The organism is Xanthomonas sp. DAR33341 (assembly GCF_003992815.1).
In the GTDB taxonomy this organism is placed as follows: domain Bacteria; phylum Pseudomonadota; class Gammaproteobacteria; order Xanthomonadales; family Xanthomonadaceae; genus Xanthomonas; species Xanthomonas cissicola.
In genome coordinates this window covers 63,867-84,124 of record NZ_QEYV01000009.1, presented here as the reverse complement: position 1 = coordinate 84,124, position 20,258 = coordinate 63,867, and the positions used below count along the sequence as shown (strand labels likewise).

Sequence of the window (20,258 nt, the reverse complement as noted above, 5' to 3'; positions counted from 1 at the left end):
CTTTTGAGCCTTGACTCCCATGCACAACTCCAACGCACTCTCGCTGGCGATTTCAGTCGCACTCACCGTCTGCTCCTTCGCTGCCAGTGCGCAGTCGCAATCGACCCAGCCGCAGAAAACCCTCGACACCCTGATCGTCACCGGTACGCGCGTCAGCGACCGGACGGTGGCCGAATCCGAATCGCCGATCGACATCATCTCCGAGGAGTCGTTGCAGGCCACCGGCGCCACCGATGTCGCCACCGCGCTCGGCAAGCTGTTGCCGTCGCTGAACTTTCCGCGCCCGGCCATCGCCGACGGCAACGACGCAGCCCGTCCGGCCACGCTGCGTGGGCTGTCGCCGGACAACGTGCTGGTCCTGGTCGACGGCAAGCGGTATCACACCTCCTCGCTGGTGAACTACAACCCCTATGTCGGCCGCGGCTCGGCACCGGCCGATCTCAACTCGTTGCCGATGTCGGCGATCGCCCGCATCGAGGTGCTGCGCGACGGCGCGTCGGCGCAATACGGGTCCGATGCGATCGCCGGCGTGGTCAACATCGTGCTCAAGCACGGCGCCGCTGCCGGCAGCAACAGCATTTCGGTCAATGGCGGCATCATGGACAAGGGCGACGGCGCACAGAACGGTATCGACGGCTCGGTCGGCCTGCCGTTCGGCGCCACCAGCGGCGATAGCGCGCCTGGCTGGGTGCGGCTGTCGTGGAATTACCAGAATTCGATGGACACCAATCGCAGCGAGAACACCAATCGCGCTACCACGCTTGCCGGCGCCGCCAATCCCAGCGGCGTGCCCTACCAGCGTCATGGCGATCCGGATGCCAGGTTCTACCAGGGCCTGGTCGCGTTCGGCTATAACTTCACGCCCAGCGTCGAACTGTATGGTCATCTGAGCGTCAGCCGCCGCGAAGTGACCTCCAACGGCTACTACCGTGCCTACGACAACAGCGACCGCAATGTGCAGGCGGTGTATCCCAATGGCTTCCTGCCGCAGATCTACAACCCGATCAACGACCGCTCGGCGGTGCTCGGCGTCAAGGGCACCACGGAAAGCGATTGGCATTGGGACGTGTCGGCCACCTACGGCAAGAACGACATGACCTTCAACATCCTCAACAGCATCAACACCAATCTGTACTGGAGCACGGGCAGTTCGCCGACGAACTTCAATTCCGGCGGTTTCGAAACCGAACAAGGCACGCTCAACGCCGACTTCAACAAATCCTTCGACTGGGGTCTGGCCTATCCGGTCAATCTGGCCTTCGGTGTCGAACACCGCCAGGACCGCTACGAGATCGTCGCCGGCTCGCCGGCGTCGTATTTCTTCGACCCCGACACCATCAACCCGGAGACCGGAAGCCCCTACCCCGGCGGTGCGCAGGTGTTCTCCGGCCTGGAACCCTCGGTGGCCGGCAAGTTCGGCCGCCACAGCAACGCGGCATACGCAGCGCTGGAAGCGGACCTGACCGACAAGCTGTCCGGCGGTATCGCCGGACGTTACGAGAACTACAGCGACGCAGGTTCCACCCGCTCGGGCAAGCTGTCGGCCCGCTATGCGTTCACCGATACGTTCTCCATGCGCGCAACGGTTTCCAACGGCTTTCGTGCGCCTTCGCTGGCGCAACAGAACTACGCCTCGGTGGTGACCTTGCCGCAGGACGGTCAGCTGATCCAGGTCGGCACGTATCGCACCTCCGACCCGATCGCCGTGCAACTGGGCGCGCGTCCGCTGAGCCCGGAAAAGTCCACCAACTACGGGATCGGCAGCGTCTGGCAGCCGACCACCAACTTCACCTCGACGCTGGACGTGTACCAGATCCGCATCTGGGACCAGATCCTGTATTCGGACCAGATCCAGCTCGCCCAGCCGATCGGCCAGGTCGGTGCAGTGCAGTTCTTCGTCAACGGCGCTACCAGCCGCACGCGCGGCGTCGACTGGGTCAACAGCTATCGGGCCGATCTCGGTGCCGGCGGTAGCCTCGACCTGAGCGCCAGCGCCAACTACAACAAGACCAAGATCCTGGAGCTGTCCAATCCGAACTTCGGACGCGCCAGCCAGGGCTTGTTGACCGAATCCACGCCACGCACCAAGTACATGCTGGCAGCGGACTGGACCTTGGACGGCTTCTCGCTCAATGGCAATGCCACCCGCTACGGCGCGATCAAGCGCATCAGCGATCCGGCCGACGGCAGCCAGGACCAGACCTACTCGGCGCGCTGGATCCTCAATCTGGCGGCCAACTACACCTGGCAGGCGCTGACCTTCACCGTGGGTGCCGACAATGTCACCAACCAGTATCCGACCAAGGCACAGCTGACCACCGGCTACGATGATCGCGCCAGCGGTCTGCAGTACTCCTCGTTGTCGCCGTTCGGCTTCAACGGTCGCTACTGGTACGGCCGGGTGACCTACCGCTTCTGATCGGCCGGCTCGCGCGAACCTGCCGATCCGCGCATGCGTACACGCAAACACCGCCGAGTGATCGGCGGTGTTTGTCGTTGTGGGCATCTCGATTCGGGTGCCACGGCCGCGCGTCATCTGCCACGTCGATTGCCGGCGCGGTGATTGCCGTTGCGATTCCATCCCGGCACGTCACGTCGCTGCACCGCCTGGCCGCAGCTCACCAGGAGGCCAGCAGCGCGTCGACACCGCGCAGGTTGGCGCGATCGTTCCAGCTCAGCGTGTCCAGCCCCTCCAGCCGAAGCGCCGGCAGACGCGCAAGCAGGCAGGCCAGCGCGGCTTCCACTTCGATCAGGGCCAGCCGGTTGCCCAGGCAGTGGTGGATGCCGCCACCGAGCGACAGCGCGCGGCCCTGCTGGCGGCGGATATCCAGCACCTGCGGGTCGGTGAACTGCAGCGTGTCGTGATTGGCCGCGCCCAGCATCAGATACAGCATGGTGCCCCGGGGAACCGCCACGCCCTCGATCTCGAAATCCTGCAAGGCGGTGCGCGTGGCCATCTGCACCGAGCTGTCGTAGCGCATGCATTCGAGCACTGCATTGGGCAGCAGGCCCGGGGTTTCCTGCAGCAGGCGCAATTGCTGCGGATGCCGATGCAGCGCGACCAGCGCATTGCAGATCATGTTGGAGGTGGTTTCGTGACCGGCAAAGAACAGCAGGATCACGTTGGAGACGATCTCCTCCTCGCTCAGGCGGCGGCCGTTATCCTCGGCCTGGATGAAGCGCGCGATCAGATCATCGCCACCAGCGCTGCGACGTTGCGCGATCACGCCGTGGAAATATGTTGCCAGCTGGTCGTACGCAACGCTGGTGGCCTGCAGTTCTTCCGCCGTCATCATCGGATCGAAGACTTTCGCCAGCGCGCTGGTTGCGTGACTCAGCGCGGTGACATCGGCTGCAGCGATATCCAGCATCCGGCAGATGATGGCGATCGGCAGCGGGAACGCGAACTCGGTCAGCAGATCGCAGTGGCCGTTGGCCTGGAAAGCGTCGATCAACCCGGCGGCGATATCGCTGGCTACCTCACGCATGGACTCCATCTGCCGCGCACCGAAGGCCTGCGTCATCAGTCCGCGCAACTGCATGTGCAGCGGCGGATTGAGCAGCAGGAACATGCGGCTCATGCCCTGGAACAGCGGCAGGTGCACCGCCGCCTCGCCGTAGCGCAGACGAACGCTCTGCAGATAGTCGCGGCCGACCCGTCGGTCGCTGAGCAGGCGATCGACCACGGCGTAGCGGCCGGACATCAGCCGCCCGTCCGCCACCTGCACCAGTGGGCCTTCTTCGCGCAGGCGTGCGTAGGTCGGATAGGGATCGTGGCGGAACTGGGGTGTTGCCAAATCGCTGAGAAGCATGGCCTGGCTCATGTGGCATCACCGCCGAAATGGGGGCGATGCATGCGTGCACCTGCCGAAGGACGCAGGTGCTCTACGGGATGCCCGGATTATCTGCACGCGTCGCTCCCCGGCCTTGCGCAAGCGCGAAGCGGTGTCGTCAATGTTGAGTCGGCGTGCCGGACTTGCGCCGTGCGTCTCGGCTCGCAGACGTAGGCATGGGCCACGGCGGTTTACGCGCGGCGCCTGATGCATGTCTCTGTTTGCGCGCATGCGCCACGTGTCGCATCGCGTTAATCATGCGCTGTGTACTATGGGCATCCGGCCAACCGGACCTGTCTTGCGGTCCAGTTCCCCCTGCCGGACTCCAGCCATGACCACGCAATGCCCGCAGGCGACGCCCGGCGCAGTGCCGTTGGCTGGTCGACTTCGACGATCTCCCGGACACTCTCACAACGGATTGGAATGCATCACGACACCAGCCTCATCGACATCATCGCCGTCGGCCTCGCGGTCGCCTTCATCCTTGGCACGCTCGCGCAGAAGGTGAAGCTCTCGCCGCTGGTCGGCTATCTGCTGGCCGGCGTGTGCGTGGGGCCGTTTACGCCGGGATTCGTGGCCGACCAGACCATCGCCAACCAGCTGTCCGAACTGGGTGTGATGTTGCTGATGTTCGGCGTGGGGCTGCATTTTTCGCTCGACGATTTGATGGAAGTGAAGTGGATCGCGGTACCCGGCGCATTGGCGCAAATCGTGGTGGCCACTTTGCTCGGCTGGGCGCTGGCGTGGAGCATGGGCTGGTCGCTGATTCACGGCTTGGTGTTCGGCCTGGCGTTGTCGGTGGCCAGTACGGTGGTGCTGTTGCGCGCCCTGGAAGAACGCCGTTTGCTGGACACCCAGCGCGGCCGCATCGCGGTGGGCTGGCTGATCGTCGAAGACCTGGTGATGGTGCTGGCATTGGTGTTGCTTCCGGCGCTGGCGGATGTGCTCGGTACCGGCGCACCAGCGGCGGCGCACGATGCGCAATCGCCCTCGCTGCTGGCCGCGCTGGGCGTGACCTTGCTCAAGATGGTGGCGTTCGTCGCGGCGATGCTGGTCATCGGCCGGCGCGTGATTCCCTGGTCGTTGGAAAAAGTGGCGGCAACCGGCTCGCGCGAACTGTTCACCCTGGCCGTGCTCGGCATCGCGCTGGGCGTGGCATTCGTGTCGGCCACGTTGTTTGGCGTGTCGTTCGCGCTCGGCGCGTTCTTCGCCGGCATGCTGCTCAAGGAATCGGAACTCAGCCATAAGGCCGCCAACGATTCGCTGCCACTGCGCGATGCATTTGCGGTGTTGTTCTTCGTCTCGGTGGGCATGTTGTTCGACCCGATGATCCTGATCGCGCACCCGTGGCAGGTCCTGGCGACCTTCCTGACCATCACCGTGGGCAAGTCGCTGGCGGCATTTCTGATCGTGCGCGCGTTCGGCCACCCCACCGGCACCGCGCTCACCATTTCCACCAGCCTGGCGCAGATTGGCGAGTTTTCCTTCATCCTGGCCGGCCTGGGCGTGCAGCTGGCGATCCTGCCGGAAACCGGCCGCGACCTGATCCTGGCCGGCGCGCTGCTGTCGATCGTGGCCAACCCGTTCCTGTTCTCGTGGCTGGACCGCTGGCAGGCCAAGCAGGCGCAGGACGCGCCCGCCGCCGTGGAACCGGAACTGCCGCCCGGCCCAGCGTTGCCGGCCGATGGGCATGCCATCGTGATCGGCTACGGCCGCGTCGGAAGTTCGCTGGCGCAATTGCTGCGCAGCCGTGGCGTGCCGGTGCTGGTGATCGACGACAACGGCGACCACGTCGCCAAGGCGCATGCGGCCGGTATTCCCGGCATCCGGGGCAGCGCGGCAGCGGACCGCGTGCTGGCCGAGGCGCGCCCGGAGCACGCCAAGATCGCGATCCTGGCCATTCCGCAGCCGCTGGAAGCCGGCGAAGCACTGGCCAAGCTGCGCGTCATCAACCCCTCGCTGACACTGCTGGCGCGCGCCCACAGCGACGCCGAGGTCAAGCATCTGCTCGAACATGGCGCCGACGGCGCGGTACTGGCCGAGCGCGAACTGGCTTATTCGCTGGCCGAAATGGTCATGTCCACCCCGCCGTACCGCGCGTTGAACGTGCCGGCGTCGTGATGCCGGTGACCGTCCACGCCACCACCGCCCGGTGGCAAGACGCATACGCATGCCGCTCTACGCATTTCAGGGTGATTTTCCCCGGGTCGTAGCCGCATCGTGGTTGTCACGGGCGATGCAACCGAGTTGCCGCCGACCTCAGCGTGGCTTGACGAGCCGATACTGGCGACGATCACCATAGGCCGCGCCCTTGGTGTCCACATTGGCGCATAACTGCCCGCCACACAACGTCACGTCCGCAGCGTTGTAGGCGCGCAGCAACTCCGCACGCAACTGAGTGTCGCGGATCTGCTGGCGGTACTGGCCCAACAACCATCCACCACCGCCCAGCAACAGCAGCAAGCTTCCCAGGACAACCGCAGCGCCTTTCCATAGCAGCAGGCGCTGCCCACGTTCGATACGCTTGAGTTGATCAGCCAGCGACTGCGCGCCCTCGCCGATCAAACCGCCGGCTTGCTGTAGCCGCTTCTCGAAGCCGGCGACGGGTTGGTCCATTCCCTGCTGGATGCTTCGAATCAAGGTGTCGGGCACGCGCTGCAGTGTCTGCTCGGCCGAACGGGTGACCACGGTTGGCAGCGACTGGGCCACTTGCTCCAACTGCTGCGCAAGCCGGCGTTGCAGTTGTTCCAATTCGGCGCAGCGACGCTCGAACTGCTCCATCAAGGCAGCGGCCTTGCTGACCAGCTCCATCGGGTCTTGTGTGTGCATCGTGCGTCCTGCCCTGCTGGTGATAACACTACAGACTGCGCGCGCCGATGCGCATGGTTTCTTGCTGTTGCAGCTCGGCCTGTTGCCGCTGCGCTTGCATCGCCTGCTGGGCCGCCTGCTGTTCCTGCTGATTCACCGCCTCGACAGCCTCGGCGCGCAAGGCGCGGCCAGGCGGCTCGTTGGCCAGGGCCTGTGTCATCTGACGGAACTGATCACGATCACCGTTCTGCGCGGCGGCCAACATGCGGTCCAGAAATGCGCTGTGGTCCTCCTGCAATGAGGACGGCTTGCCGCCGTGTGTCGGCGACGCCGCACGCACTTCCTGCGCATCCTGCTTGAGCGGCACCTGCCAGGTCTGTGGCGCATGGCTGCGCTCGCGGTCTTGCTGAAGTTGCTGCATCTGCTGCTGCCAGGTCGGCGCATCCATCTCCCGACGCCCTGCTCCCGGTTCCAACGGACCGCGCAGGTGATCGAACCCATCGCGGGCCAGCCCAGGGATTCCACGCGAGTACACCGTCAAGCCGGACCGTAGCGTCTCGATGTCGCCGCGATACTTCTCGATCATCGGCGCGTACTGCCGAGCGAGCTGCTGCGTTGAAGGGTCTTCCAAGACGGAGGTATCCGCTTTGCCTGCCCCATCGACTGGCAGGAAGTTATGCATGCGATGCGATTCACCCAACCTGACAGCCGCCAAAAGCGGATCACGCGTGTCCAGCGCACTGCGGTCGTTGGCGTAGTCTGCGGCCTTTAGGACAGCAATTTCCTGCGGTGTGGCATAGACCTTGACTTGACCATAATGCCGGCTTGCGGCGCTGACTGCATCGCCGGCCATGACGTGATTGATTACGTCGCCTCCGCCCTCCGGGATCCGCCGATCCAGACTGACCGCGCCGTAGGCGTCGAAGGTCTGCCCCTTAAGGCCGAAGTGATGCGCAGTAACTTGTGCCAAATTGCCACCGAGCGAGTGGCCTGCAACCGTCACATCGGGGATTGGTAGACCGGTACTGAGATGCTTCTGCTCTGCATATTTCAAGGCGCGCTGCGTAAACGTGATGGCGTCTGCTACCTGCGCATTGTGGCGAGTCGCGACCATCCCACCATCGGCCAGTACACCGTCCAGTAAGGGCTGGCGATCAAACTCGCTTCCTCGGTGGACAACTACCATTTCACCTGTGTCGGCCCTCTCATAGATTACACCCTGATAACCTGAAGGCCTGTCTATATAGTCCAGGTGCCTGCAAGGAACACCACCAATATCTACGATGGGGCTTCTCGGTCCCACCCGATCTGGCTTCTGGTATGCGTCATACGCAAGCGCTGCGTATTGCTGACTGGTTAGGCTCATGGAGAAACCTTCTCTGCTTTGAGAGTCACAACAAACAGATTTCTTCGGTTTGGCTCAGCGTAATTCTCGGCAGATGGTTTCCCTGTATCCGGGAAGTCCTCGATGCCACTTTTTGGATACCCGCCTCTCCAAAAGTAAGTTTTCTTTGAGGCCGACTGCAGAACCTGCTCTTTCTCCAAACTAGGCGCAAAGTCAGTCTCCTCATGTTTTCCAGTCGCTTTTAGCGACATGCCGACACCAGTCAACTCCCAATGGCAAACTCCCTTTCCGTAATAATCCGCATCAATCATGCCATCTGCAAAAATTGTCGCTACGTAGGTCGTCTCGTCGATTTTTTTGAAGACTGCGGGAACACTGTCTTCTTTCTGCTTGGACCAAACCCCGGCAATCGGCTCGATCGGAGTGCATTGCTGATGATCAGACATCTGATAAAAAGTAGCACCGTCCACGAAACCAAACGGCCCTGGCGCATTCTCAATCGTCATCGTGATCCGATAGGCTTGCTTCGGATGCGGGTTCTTCCGATAGATCGGATCGCCGTCTTCGTCGCGCGCCTGCGCGTCCCTGGATTGCATCGTGGTCTCCTTTGCTCCGCATGCGCACAGCGAAATCGTCAGAGAGATGTATAGCAGCGCGGCTGAAGTGCGGTACATAGTGGTTGGCCGATAAACGCCTTGTTTCTCAAGGCTACGGCGTTTCCTTGGCAGCAACAACATTGGGTTCGGCGTAAGACACGTGCTGTTGAACGGTTCCAAAGTGCGCAGCAACGCTCCGGGTGTGTGGGATGACTGTCTACAGGCTCCAAGCTAACCCATCGGAATCAAGCCGCAGTGGTTACCCAAAAAGACCGCCAGACACGCTTGATAATCATTCCCATTAAGCGCAGGATGAGCGCCCGTTTCCTTGGCGGCCTCTTCCATGGCGGTTGCAGTCGGCATCCTCAATGCAGTGCCAAGCGTGCAGCTCTGCGAATTGCTGGGTCGCATCGGCTATGGCTTTGTGGTGCTCGATCTGGAGCATGTGTTGCGTGCGCCCGACACGCTGGAACATGCGATCCGCGCCTGCGAGTTGTCGGGTTGCGAGGCCTGGGTGCGCGTGCCGGAAGTGGACGAAAAACTGATTGGCCGGGTGCTGGATGCCGGCGCGCGCGGGATCGTGATTCCGCGTACCGAGTCTGCGGCGCAGATCGGCGACGCCATCGCCGCGGCGCGCTTCCCGCCGCTGGGCCGGCGCGGCATCACCGGCGGCCGTGTCACCGGCTTCGGCACTGTCGATCTGCCCACCTACATCGCGCAGGCCAATGCGAACATCCGTCTCGTGCCGATGATCGAAAGCGCCGCCGGCGTGGCTGCCCTGCCGGAGATTCTTGCCATCCCCGGCGTGGCCCTGGTGATGGAAGGTGCGCTGGATCTGGCGCTGGATCTTGGTCTGGGCCCGCAGCCCACCCACCCGCAGGTGTGGGAATTGCTGCTGCAATTGCACGCGCAGTGCCTTGCTGCAAACGTCCCGTTCTGCCCCAACCCGCGCACCGACGCGCAACGTGCGCACTGGCTGCAACAGCCGGAGCTGCGCTGGCTGCTGGCCGGTGAAGACCGCGCGCTGATCCAACGCGCCTTGCGCGGCCATTTGGCCAGCCTTGCCGTTCCCCACTCACCTCCCGCCTGCAGGAGCACGCCGTAGATGTCGACGTTCCGTTTCCACGCCCTGGCCATCGCGATCGCGGCGAGCACGCTGACGCTGCCGCAGCTGACGCGCGCAAGCGATACGCCGAAGACCGATGTGCTCGATGCGAGCGGTGGCGGCACGCCGATTCGCGCGCTGGATGCGATCCAGGTGCAGGGCAGCCTGCTCGGGCGCTCCAAACCCGACGATGTGCAGCGTTACGCCGGCAGCCGCCAGGTGATCGACCGCGAGCAGTTGCGCAATGGCGGCAACCGTTCGCTGGACGATGCTCTGCAACGCGTGCCGGGCATCAAGATCTTCGACGAAACCGGCACCGGCGCGCTGCCGCAGCTGATGCTGCGCGGCCTGTACGAAAGCCGCAGCGGTCGCGTGCAGGTGCTCGAAGACGGCATTCCATTGGCGTTGGCCCCGTATGGGCAAACCAGCCTGTCATTGTTCCCGGTGGGGTTGAACCAGATCGACCGCATCGACATCGTGCGTGGCGGTGCGGCCGTGCAATACGGACCGAACAACGTGGGCGGGGTGATCAACCTGGTCAGCAAGGAGATCCCGAGCGCGTGGAGCACCACGCTGGCGCACAAGGTCACCGCCGGCGGCCAGGGCCAGTTCCTGCAGGACAGTGCGCTCAGCAGCGGTGGATATCTCACCGATCATTTCGGGATGCAGATCGATGCCAATCGCACCTATGGCGAGTACTGGCGCGCCCATAGCGACACCGACATCAGCAATCTGCGCGTACGTGCCGAATGGTGGCTGGACGACACCAAGCTGCTCAATGCCAGCGTGCAGCGGTATCTGGTCGACATGGATCTGGCCGGCGCGCTGAGCCCGGATGATTATCGGCGCGACCCGCGCCAGTCCACCCGCCCGCTAGACAGCTTCAACGGCCGCACCACACGTGCGTCGCTGAGCTACGAACAGCTGCTGGGCGATTGGGGACCGATGCAGGACGTGCGTCTGGATTGGAGCAACTTCAGTGCACGCAGCAGTCGCAATTTCATTGTCGGCATGCGCCAGGCCTCCACCGAGACGTGGCGCTCGGACTTGCCGCCGCAACTGCGCCAGACCGCACCGCGCGACTTCCGCGTGGTCGGCAGCGAGCCACGGCTGAGCTGGAGCATGGGCGATGCCGGTGGCGTGCGTCAGCAATGGACTGCCGGGGTGCGTGCAGTGCGCGAGGACATCGATTTTCTGGTGGGCAATCTGCGTCTGCGCGACGGGCTATTCACCACCGTGCGCGATTGGCAGTTCGAAGACCGTGCGTTGGCCGCATACATCAGCAACGCCATCACCCTACCGGACGAGCGCGTGACGATCACGCCAGGCCTGCGCTACGAGCGGCTGGATTCGCGTTATTTCAATCGCGCCACTGGCGTCAGCACGCTCAACCAAACGCGCGATGTCTTGCCCGGGCTGACGTTGGGCTTCCAGGCAACTGAGCAGTGGTTCTTCTACGCCGACGGGCAGCGCTCGATGCGCGCGCCGCAGGTCACACAGATCATCTTCGGCAACAACCTGGATGCCGAGCTGGCATGGAATTACGAGGCCGGCGCGCGCTATCAACCCAACGAGCGCACACGCATCCAGTTGGGTGGGTATCTCATCGATTTCGACCAACAGATTCAACTCGACAACACCACGCGCGTGTTTCGCAACCTGGGCAGGACCCGCCATCAAGGTGGCGAGCTGGAACTGCAGTGGAGCCCTGAGCAACTGCGTGCGCTCACCCTCAACGCCAGTTATGCCTATCTGGATGCCAGCCAGGAATCGGGCGCATTCCGTGGCTTGCGCGTGCCTTACACCTCGCGCAACCAGATCACGCTGGGCGGCACGTACGCGCTCGGTCACACCACTGTCGCGCTTTCCGGTTATTACTTCAGCAAGGCGTTCAGCGACGCGGCCAACACCGTGCAAGAGAACGCCATCGCGTCGGTGGGTCAGTTGCCGGCCTACATGGTCTGGAACACGCAAGTGAGCCATACCTTGTTCGAACGCGATGGACAGAAGTTCAGTGCATCGTTGGCGATCAACAACCTGTTCGACCGGCACTACTGGTTCCGTGGCGTGGACACCAGCCCCTGGGGGCGTCAGGCCGCGCCTGCGCGCACCGTCACTGCCGGACTGGAGTACACGTTTTAAACCTGCATCACGTGGCAAGCGCTGCACACGACCAATGCACAGGCGTAGTTGCGCGTGAAGCGACGGCGGTCGTACTGACGAGCGCCAAGACAACACGGCGTGCATGAGGCACGCATCATTGCCGCAGCACGCGGCATGCGATCGACGTATCGCAGGCCACCCACCGCCGCCATGGCGCCAGGCAGCCCGTTTCAGTACCGGTTTTCCCCACCGTCCTGTCGAACGAGAGCTGCCATGATTGCGACATCCGCTGCACCGTTGGTGATCCTCACCCATGTCTGCCATCCGGCCATCACCGAAGGTTTCCTGCCGGCCGCGCACGCGCTGGACCTGCCGGTGTGGTTGCTGACCGACCACCGGCTCGACCACCTGGCTTATTTCCGCGAGCATCCGAGCCATGCACCGCAGCGGGTGATCGAATGCGACGTGTTCAATCCGCTTGGCGTCCTCGACGTATTGCACGATGCAGACATCGCCCCGCGCGCGGTGTTCAGCAATAGCGACCACCTGCAGACCAGCACCGCGCTGGTGGCCGCAGCGCTTGGCCTGCCGGGCAAGGACTGGCAGGTGTGCTACGCCGCCAAGAACAAGGCCGCGATGCGCCAACGCTTGCGTGCGCATGGGCTGCCCTGCCCATGGTTTTGCACGCTGGCGCCGGGTGCGGCGTTGCCGGCACAGATTCCATGGCCTGTGGTGGCCAAACCTCGCGAAGGCGTGGCGAGCCTGGATGTGCGCTACTGCGCCGATGCGGCGCAATTGCAGGCCTACCTGGACGATGTATGGCAGCGCCATCCGCAGCGCACCGTGCTGCTGGAAAGCATGCTGGAAGGTGCGCTGTTTACGCTGGAAACGCTGGGCGACGGCAAGCGCCTGCAAGCCGTCGGCGGCTTCAAGGTGCGGTTGTCGCCGCCACCGCATTTCGTCGAATGCGAAGCGCAGTGGGATGCCGACGTGGACACACCGGTGATCGCGCAGGCGCTGCAACAACTGCGCGCGTTCGGTGTCGGCTTCGGGCTGTGCCATAGCGAATTCATTCTCACCGGCGACGGGCCGGTGCTGGTGGAGATCAATTACCGCAGCATCGGCGACCGCCGCGAATTCCTGCTTGACGAGATGTTTGCCAAACAATGGTTCAACGCGGCGCTGGCACCGCATCTGGGCCTGCCGTTGCCACCGCTACGCAGTGCCCATGCACATGCCTTGCTGCGCTACTACGTGGCCGAACACGACGGCGAACTGGTCGCCGCCAGCGAAGACCACCGCCGGCACGATGCGCACAGCGACGTGCAGTACCGGCGGATGCGCACACCGGGCGAGCGCATCCGCCTGAGCCATTCCAACAAGGATTATCTGGGCGTGCTGAGCGCGTTGGCACGCGATGCGCAGACACTGCAACACGCAGTGGTGCAGGCCGAAGCGGGGCTGCAGTGGCGCATCGATGGCGCGGAATTGCGCGCATGAGCAGCATGGCCGACCAACGCTACATCGCCACCCGCATCATCGATGCCTGCCTGCGCGAAGACCTGCGCGGGATTGCGACCCGCGGCAGTGCGGCGGTACCGGACGCCGAGGTGCTGGCGCAGTGGACCGACCCCATCCCGGTGCAGGGCTGGTGGCGCATCGCCCACCTGCCCGGCGGCACGATCTGGCTGCCGATCCATCGTCAAGGCGCGCTGCAGGACATCGGGGCCTGCGGCGACAGCTGGATTGTGCGCAACAGCGACGGCGTGCACGTCGAACGTGGTGCACACGCCTGGTTGCAACGCCTGAGTGCAGAGCTCGATAGCGAAACGCAACAGCTGCATCGTGCCTACGCCGACGAAGCCGACTGCGCCGCTGCGCACCGCGGGCTGGCGCGGCAGGCCTACCACGCGCAGGCACCGGCGTTGCGTAATGCGCTGCATCACCCCGATGCCGCCGAGCGTGCCTACCGCTGCGATCAGCTGGCCAGCTACCGCGACCATCCGTTCTATCCCACCGCGCGTGCCAAGTCCGGGCTGGATGCGGCCGAACTGCGCCATTACGCGCCGGAATTCGCGCCGACCTTTGCGCTGCGTTGGCTGGCGATTCCACAGGCGTTGGCGCAATGCACCAGCGCCCCGCCGGCCGCGCTATGGCCGCAGTTCGAAAACCTGGGTCTACCGCCGGAACTGACCGCCACGCATCTCGCCTGGCCGGTGCATCCAATGGTCTGGGAGCGCTTGGAGCAGGAAGGCTTCGCGCTGCCCGAGGGCGTGCATCGAGCGCCGAGCGCCTGGCTGGACGTGCGCCCAACGCTGTCGGTGCGCACGCTGGTGCCGCTGCAGCATCCGCACCTGCATCTCAAATTGCCCATTCCGATGCGCACGCTGGGCGCGCTCAACCTGCGTCTGATCAAGCCGTCCACGTTGTATGACGGGCACTGGATGGAGCGCGCATTGCGGCACATCGATGCGGTCGACCCTGCACTGCAAGACCGTTGCGTGTTCGTCGACGAGTCGCACGGGGGGCATGTCGGGCAGACGCGGCATCTTGCCTATCTGGTGCGGCGTTACCCAGCGCTGGACGATGCCACATTGGTCCCGGTGGCTGCGTTATGCGCGCCCATGCCCGATGGCCGCCCGATGGCGATCCATCTTGCCGAACGTTTTGCGCATGGCGACGTGCTGCGCTGGTGGCGCGACTACACCGAGCTGCTGCTTGCCGTGCATCTGCGCCTGTGGCTGCGTTATGGCGTTGCACTGGAAGCCAATCAGCAGAACAGCGTGCTGGTGTATGCCGATGGCCAAGCCACGCGCCTGTTGATGAAGGACAACGACGCTGCGCGGATTGCGCTGCCGCAATTGCGGGAAGCACTGCCGGAGGTGGATGCACTGGGCCCGCTGCAGGATGCGCGTATTGCGGTAGACGATCCACAGGCATTGGCGCAGATGTTCTGCACGATCGTGCTGCAGCTGGATCTGCAGGCGGTGCTGGAAGGCCTGGCCGAATGGCAGCCCGCGCTCCGCGCGCCGCTGTACGCGCAGTTGCAGGCCCAGGTCGCTGCAACGCTGGCGCAACTGGAAGGCGACGGCATCGATATCGGCCCCGCACGCCACCTGTTGGCCACGCCACGGCTGCCGGTGAAGTACCTGCTCAGCGCCGGCAGCCTGCTCAGCAAGCAGCTCACCGGCGCCACCGACATCAACAAGTTCTACGGCGACAGCGCGCCCAATCCGTTCGGCGATGCGTTCGCCGATGCGCGACATCCGCCGCGCAGGCAAGCGGGCGCGCCGCGATGAGGCGCATCCTGGTTCCGGTACTGGCTGCGCATTATCTGGCGGCATTCACGGCGCTGGGCATGCCGCTGTTTCTGCCGCAGGTCTTGGCCGAACTCGCACCGTCGGCCGCCGTGGGCTGGAGCGGCGTGCTGTATGTATTGCCCACGCTTTGCACCGCGCTGACGGCAAGCACCTGGGGGCGTTGGGCGGACCGCAATGGACGCAAGCGTTCGCTGCTGCGCGCACAACTGGGCCTGGCGCTGGGCTTTGCCATTGCCGGCTTCGCGCCGTCGCTGACCTGGCTGGTCATCGGCCTGATCGTACAGGGCACCTGTGGCGGTTCGCTGGCGGCGGCAAATGCGTATCTGGCCAGCCAGCCGCAGGCCGGCCCGTTGGCGCCTGCGTTGGACTGGACACAGTATTCGGCCCGGCTTGCCATGGTGAGTGCACCTGCACTGCTGGGCCTGGCACTGGCGCTGGGCCCTGCGCAATCGCTGTATCGCGCACTGGCGTTGCTGCCATTGATTGCGTTTGCGTTGACGTGGCGCCTGCCGGCCGATCAGCCTGCTGCGCGAGAACCCGCTGCCGGCACACCTGCTACGTCCTTAACGCACGCCGCTTCATCGCCTGCATCGCCGCGCACCGTTGCCGCGACCTCGTGGCCAGCCCTGCTGCTCGCCCAGTTCTTGTTCTGCTTCGCGATGGTGGTGACGTTCCCGTATTTCATCCCGTACGCGCTCGCGCGCGGCGCCGGCCACGATGCGCTTGCCGGCCTGCTCTACAGCCTGCCGCATCTGGTGTATCTGGTGGTGCTGCCGTGGTGGCGACGCGGCGATGGCGAGGCGTGGCTGGTACCGGGCCTGGCGTTGTTCGCGGCGGCCTGCGTGTGGCAGGCGCTGTTGCACGATGCGCTCGCACTGGCTGGGGCGCGACTGTTGTTCGGCTTCGGCATGCTGTTCGGGCTGCGTGGACTCAACCGCAGCTTGGCGCACATCGCCAGCGGGCATAGCGCCGGGCGCCTGTTCGGCCGCTTCGATGCCTGCGGCAAATGGGCCGGTGTGTTCGCCGGTGCCGCTGCCGGCGCATTGGCACAGGCGTCCGGCCCCGCCACCCCTTTCCTGGCTGCCGCGCTGGCCGCGGCCGCTGCTGCACTCACCGTCCTGGTGCGCTTCCCTTCGAGGAGAACTGCCGATGTCGCCGCACACGATGCATGACCCCTGGTACGACAGCATGGCCGACGCGCAGGCCTGCAGCTGCTGGTTGAACTGCTATCTGCGCGAATTCGCGATTCCGCAGCATGCGGTGCAGTTCGACTATCGCGGACTGGATCGGCCCGGCCCACGCGTGGCAGAACAACGCTGGCTGCGCATCGACCTGGGCGAGAGCGGTGCGCTGTGCGTGCGTATCGCCTATGCCGATCGCATGGGCCGCTGCCGTTTCGCCTCCGCGCCGTTTCTCAAGAGCGCCGGCAAACCGTGGCATAGCCTGGATGCGCAAGCGCTGGCGCGCTGCCTGCTGCAGGCCTTGGGCAGCGCGCAGACCATCAACCCGGAGCTGCTGGCGCAAAGCGCCAACAGCGTGGCCGTCACCGCTGCGTTATTGCGCCAGGCGCAGGTCACCGCCGCCACCGGCGAGGCGATGATCGACGCCGAACAATCGATGCTCTGGGGGCATGCGTTGCACCCCACGCCCAAGAGCCGCGAGGGCGTGGATCTGGATCAGGTGCTGGCCTGCGCACCGGAAGCGCGCGCGGCGTTCCAGCTGTTCTGGTTCCGCATCGACCCGCGCCTGCTACGCACACAGGGACGCGACGTGCGCGCGACACTGAGGCAGCTCAGCGGCAGCGACGATCTTTACCCCTGCCACCCCTGGGAAGCGCAGCGGCTGCTCGACGCCCCCTTGCTGCGCAGCTTGCAGGCGCGCGGCCTGATCGCGCCGGTCGGCCCGTTGGGCGATGCACTGCGGCCGACCTCGTCGGTCCGCACGCTGTATCACCCGGAACTCGCGTATTTCCTCAAGTGTTCGGTGCATGTGCGGCTCACCAACTGCGTGCGCAAGAACGCATGGTACGAACTGGAGAGTGCGGTTGCGCTCACCGAACTGCTGGCACCGAGCTGGCGTGCCTTGGCCACACAGGTGCCGGGTTTCGATGTGATGCTGGAGCCGGCGGCGACTTCATTGGATGTGGCCTCGGTCGATCACGCATTGCATGCCGCCGACCCGCTGGCTGCGCGTGCCTTGTCGGAGAGCTTCGGCATTCTGTACCGGCAAGGCATTCCCGCCGCGCAACGTGCACGCTGGCAACCACAGGTGGCTGCGGCCTTGTTCACCTGTGATGCGCAGGGCGATAGCGTGTGCGCCGCGCGCCTGCGGGCGCTTGGCAGTGCGCAGATGGGCCACCGAACCGCAACGCTGCTGTGGTTCCGCGCCTATGCCGGGCTACTGCTGGATGGAGTGTGGAGCGCGCTGTTCCAGCATGGCATCGCGCTGGAGCCGCATCTGCAAAACACCGTGATCGGTTTTGCCGACGGCTGGCCGACGCGGGTGTGGATCCGCGACCTGGAAGGCACCAAGCTGCTCGCCCATCACTGGCCGGCCGCGCGCCTGCGCGGCGTCGGCGAACGCGCACGCCAATCGCTGTACTACACGCCAGAACAGGGCTGGAACCGGGTGGCGTATTGCGCGCTGGTCAACAATCTGGCCGAGGCGATCTTTCATCTCGGCGAAGGCGATGCCGCACTCCAAGCGCGGCTATGGCAATGCGTGGGCGAGATCGCACTGCGCTGGCAACAACGCCATGGCGCGCAAGCGGCGCTGCAAGGCCTGCTCGACGGCGCACCACTGCCGGGCAAGAACAATCTGGGTACCCGTCTATGGCAGCGTGCCGATCGCCAATCCGACTACACCGCGCTGCCCAATCCCATCCCTCGCACCGCGGCGCAGCGGCAGGTGGCGGCGTGAGCCTGCAGATCGATACCGCGGCAATGCTTGCTGCCTTGCCGCGGGTGCGCGAACGCTGCGATGGTCCGATCTGCGCGTATGTCTACGATCTGGCCGCATTGGACACGCACGCGGCCTGGATGCGTGCGCAGTTGCCGGCGCAGTGCGAACTGTTCTATGCGGCCAAGGCCAATGCAGAGCCACCGATCCTGCGCACGCTGGCACCCCATGTGGACGGCTTCGAGGCCGCCTCCGGTGGCGAGCTGGCCTGGCTGCATGCGCAGCAACCACAGGCGCCCTTGCTGTTTGGCGGACCGGGAAAACTCGACACCGAGCTCGCCCAGGCAGCCGCCCTGCCCGACTGCACCGTGCATGTGGAAAGCCTGAGCGAACTCGAACGGCTGGCGGAGGTCGCTTCGCACGCCGGCCGCTGCGTGCCGGTGTTTCTGCGCATGAATATCGCCGTGCCCGGCGCGCAAAGCACGCGCTTGATGATGGGCGGGCAACCCTCGCCGTTCGGTCTGGATCCGTGCGATCTGCATGCAGCGATGCAGCGACTGCAGGCGAGCCCATCGCTGCGCCTGGCAGGCTTTCATTTCCATCTGATGTCGCATCAACGCGACGCCACCGCGCAGCTGCATCTGGTCGCCGCCTACCTGCGCACCGTGCAGCAATGGCGGCAGACCTATGCGCTTGGCCCACTGCGGGTAAACGCCGGTGGCGGCTTCGGTGTGGATTATCTGGCACCGGAAGCGTCGTTCGACTGGGCCGGCTTCTGCGCCGGGCTGCCTGCCTTGCTGCGCGAACACGCTACGGACCTGCGCCTGCGGCTGGAGCCGGGCCGTTACGTCAGCGCCAGCTGCGGCTGGTACCTGATGGAGGTGCTCGATCTCAAACGCAGCCACGGCGCCTGGTTTGCGATCGCCCGCGGTGGCACGCATCACTTTCGTACGCCGGCCGCGCAAGGCCACGATCATCCGTTCCGTGTATTGCGCGGTGAGCGTGCGCCAGTGTTGCGCGATACCCCGGTGACCCTGGTCGGCCAGTTATGCACGCCCAAGGATGTGCTGGCACGCGACCAGCATGTCGCCGCGCTGGCGCCTGGCGATTGCCTGGCCTTCCCGCTAGCGGGCGCCTATGCGTGGAATATTTCGCACCAGCGCTTTCTGATGCATCCGCCGCCGCAGATGGTGTTTTTGTCGGCGACGCATTACCTGGGTGATGCGGCCTCGCCCGACCGCTGCACGGGCACCCGAATGTCTGCACGCAACTCGGCTTCGGCGACGCTTTCCGGGTCGTCGAGATAGCGGTAATGCAGCGGTGCTTCGCGCAGTGTGTAACCGCTGTCCGGCAGCCAGCACGCGAGCAGTTGGTCGAGTGCGTCTTCCAGTCCCGCGTAATTTCCTAGGTGACGCATCACCGCGTGCAGGCCACCGCCGAGTTGGCGCAGGTGCAGGGGCGCTGGCGGCACCACGGCGGTGTCGAATGCCATCGCGCAGTCGAACAGGTGCTGCTGCGGCGCTACATCGCGGTGGTCGCTCAGCGGCAGCCCGATCAGCGCCTGCAAGCGGTCGATCACTGCGCTGCGCTCGGCCCACGCGGCGATGCGGCCGAAGCCACGGTCCAGATCCTCGAACGCGCCGCGCTGGCGCAGCACCACCACTTCCAGGGGGTCGAGCACCTGCACCAGCACCTGCAATGGCGGGTTGTACGCCTGCGCCGGCAGCAACGGGCCGGCCAGTTGCTGCAACTTGTGCGCGCGCAGCTGCGGTACGTTACGCAGGCTGGACGGACTGGCCTGCAGCACCGTCCGAAACGCGCGCGCCAGCGCCTGTGGGCTGTGATAGCCGACTGCCAATGCCACCTCGGTGACCGAGCGGCCCTGCTCGCCCAGCAGATGCAGTGCATAACTCAGGCGTAACCGCGCGGTGGTCGTGCCCAATGTCTCGCCCGCCAAGGCCCGGTACACGCGATGGAAATGCGGCGGCGATTGATGCGCCAGCGCAGCCAGCGTGGCCAGGTCCGGCAGCGGTTCCCCAGCGCGGATGCTGGCCTGCAAATGGGCCACGACGCTCTCGACCGCACGCTGCCGATGGAAGACGACCGAGGTTGCTGCTGGCATGGGCGACTCCTCTGGAAGGCGGTGAGCATCGCGCACACTGGCATCAGGCGCGGTCCCGATCTTGCGCAGTTGCCGCACCTGGCCGCGTTGTTGGCTGTAGCGACGTACGGTGGCCTGCACCCGTTCGC

At 65.0% G+C, this 20,258-nt stretch carries 14 protein-coding genes; 9 read left to right on the top strand and 5 right to left on the bottom strand.

All coding sequences use genetic code 11. The annotated features are described in order from the left end of the window. The first annotated feature begins 19 nt into the window (after nt 1–19). Entirely contained in the window at nt 20–2,419 is a 2,400-nt protein-coding gene (locus EO156_RS00395; RefSeq protein ID WP_003489560.1) for a TonB-dependent receptor, read from the top strand. A gap of 199 nt (nt 2,420–2,618) precedes the next feature. On the opposite strand, the gene EO156_RS00390 is transcribed toward EO156_RS00395, so the two are convergent. Beyond that, the gene (locus tag EO156_RS00390) at nt 2,619–3,812 is read right to left on the bottom strand and encodes a cytochrome P450 (RefSeq protein WP_026007142.1); all 1,194 of its coding nucleotides are present in this window, start codon (nt 3,810–3,812) and stop codon (nt 2,619–2,621) included. Between the two features lie 444 nt (nt 3,813–4,256). Between EO156_RS00390 and ybaL the strand changes: the two genes are divergently transcribed. Then, nucleotides 4,257–5,954 carry a YbaL family putative K(+) efflux transporter gene (gene ybaL, locus EO156_RS00380; RefSeq protein WP_005913620.1) on the top strand — a complete coding sequence of 566 codons (1,698 nt, stop codon included), beginning with the start codon at nt 4,257–4,259 and terminating at the stop codon, nt 5,952–5,954. A gap of 138 nt (nt 5,955–6,092) precedes the next feature. Here the strand turns inward: ybaL and EO156_RS00375 are convergent, their stop codons facing one another. The 3 genes from EO156_RS00375 to EO156_RS00365 are packed head-to-tail and all read right to left on the bottom strand — an operon-like array spanning nt 6,093 to nt 8,582. Then, nucleotides 6,093–6,662, bottom strand: coding sequence for a hypothetical protein (locus tag EO156_RS00375; RefSeq protein ID WP_026007143.1), 570 nt, complete (start codon nt 6,660–6,662; stop codon nt 6,093–6,095). A gap of 28 nt (nt 6,663–6,690) precedes the next feature. Further along, a complete protein-coding gene (locus tag EO156_RS00370; protein WP_029828401.1) occupies nt 6,691–8,007 on the bottom strand; it encodes a DUF6792 domain-containing protein in 1,317 nt (438 codons plus the stop codon). Further along, complete coding sequence (locus EO156_RS00365; RefSeq protein ID WP_011052079.1) at nt 8,004–8,582, bottom strand: hypothetical protein; 579 nt, start codon at nt 8,580–8,582, stop codon at nt 8,004–8,006. Before EO156_RS00365 ends, EO156_RS00370 begins: the two co-directional genes overlap by 4 nt. Nucleotides 8,583–8,925: 343 nt before the next feature. Here EO156_RS00365 and EO156_RS00360 point away from each other — a divergent pair, with 343 nt between their 5' ends. The 7 genes from EO156_RS00360 to EO156_RS00330 all read left to right on the top strand — a co-directional run bounded on the left by EO156_RS00360 (nt 8,926) and on the right by EO156_RS00330 (nt 19,315). Next, a complete protein-coding gene (locus EO156_RS00360; protein ID WP_005921428.1) occupies nt 8,926–9,687 on the top strand; it encodes an aldolase/citrate lyase family protein in 762 nt (253 codons plus the stop codon). Further along, entirely contained in the window at nt 9,688–11,829 is a 2,142-nt protein-coding gene (locus EO156_RS00355; protein ID WP_016850675.1) for a TonB-dependent siderophore receptor, read from the top strand. Between the two features lie 234 nt (nt 11,830–12,063). Continuing rightward, nucleotides 12,064–13,290, top strand: a complete 1,227-nt coding sequence (locus EO156_RS00350; RefSeq protein ID WP_016850676.1) for an ATP-grasp domain-containing protein — start codon at nt 12,064–12,066, stop codon at nt 13,288–13,290. After that, the gene (locus tag EO156_RS00345; protein WP_016850677.1) at nt 13,287–15,089 is read left to right on the top strand and encodes an IucA/IucC family siderophore biosynthesis protein; all 1,803 of its coding nucleotides are present in this window, start codon (nt 13,287–13,289) and stop codon (nt 15,087–15,089) included. Before EO156_RS00350 ends, EO156_RS00345 begins: the two co-directional genes overlap by 4 nt. Next, nucleotides 15,086–16,282: an MFS transporter gene (locus EO156_RS00340; RefSeq protein WP_016850678.1), complete on the top strand. Its 1,197-nt coding sequence runs from the start codon at nt 15,086–15,088 to the stop codon at nt 16,280–16,282. Before EO156_RS00345 ends, EO156_RS00340 begins: the two co-directional genes overlap by 4 nt. After that, nucleotides 16,260–18,029: an IucA/IucC family protein gene (locus EO156_RS00335; RefSeq protein WP_016850679.1), complete on the top strand. Its 1,770-nt coding sequence runs from the start codon at nt 16,260–16,262 to the stop codon at nt 18,027–18,029. Before EO156_RS00340 ends, EO156_RS00335 begins: the two co-directional genes overlap by 23 nt. Continuing rightward, nucleotides 18,026–19,315 (top strand): type III PLP-dependent enzyme, encoded by a 1,290-nt coding sequence (locus EO156_RS00330; protein WP_016850680.1) that lies wholly within the window; start codon nt 18,026–18,028, stop codon nt 19,313–19,315. Before EO156_RS00335 ends, EO156_RS00330 begins: the two co-directional genes overlap by 4 nt. Here the strand turns inward: EO156_RS00330 and EO156_RS00325 are convergent. Continuing rightward, nucleotides 19,219–20,130 (bottom strand): GyrI-like domain-containing protein, encoded by a 912-nt coding sequence (locus EO156_RS00325; RefSeq protein ID WP_124632089.1) that lies wholly within the window; start codon nt 20,128–20,130, stop codon nt 19,219–19,221. The genes EO156_RS00330 and EO156_RS00325 overlap by 97 nt on opposite strands. Nucleotides 20,131–20,258 lie beyond the last annotated feature (128 nt).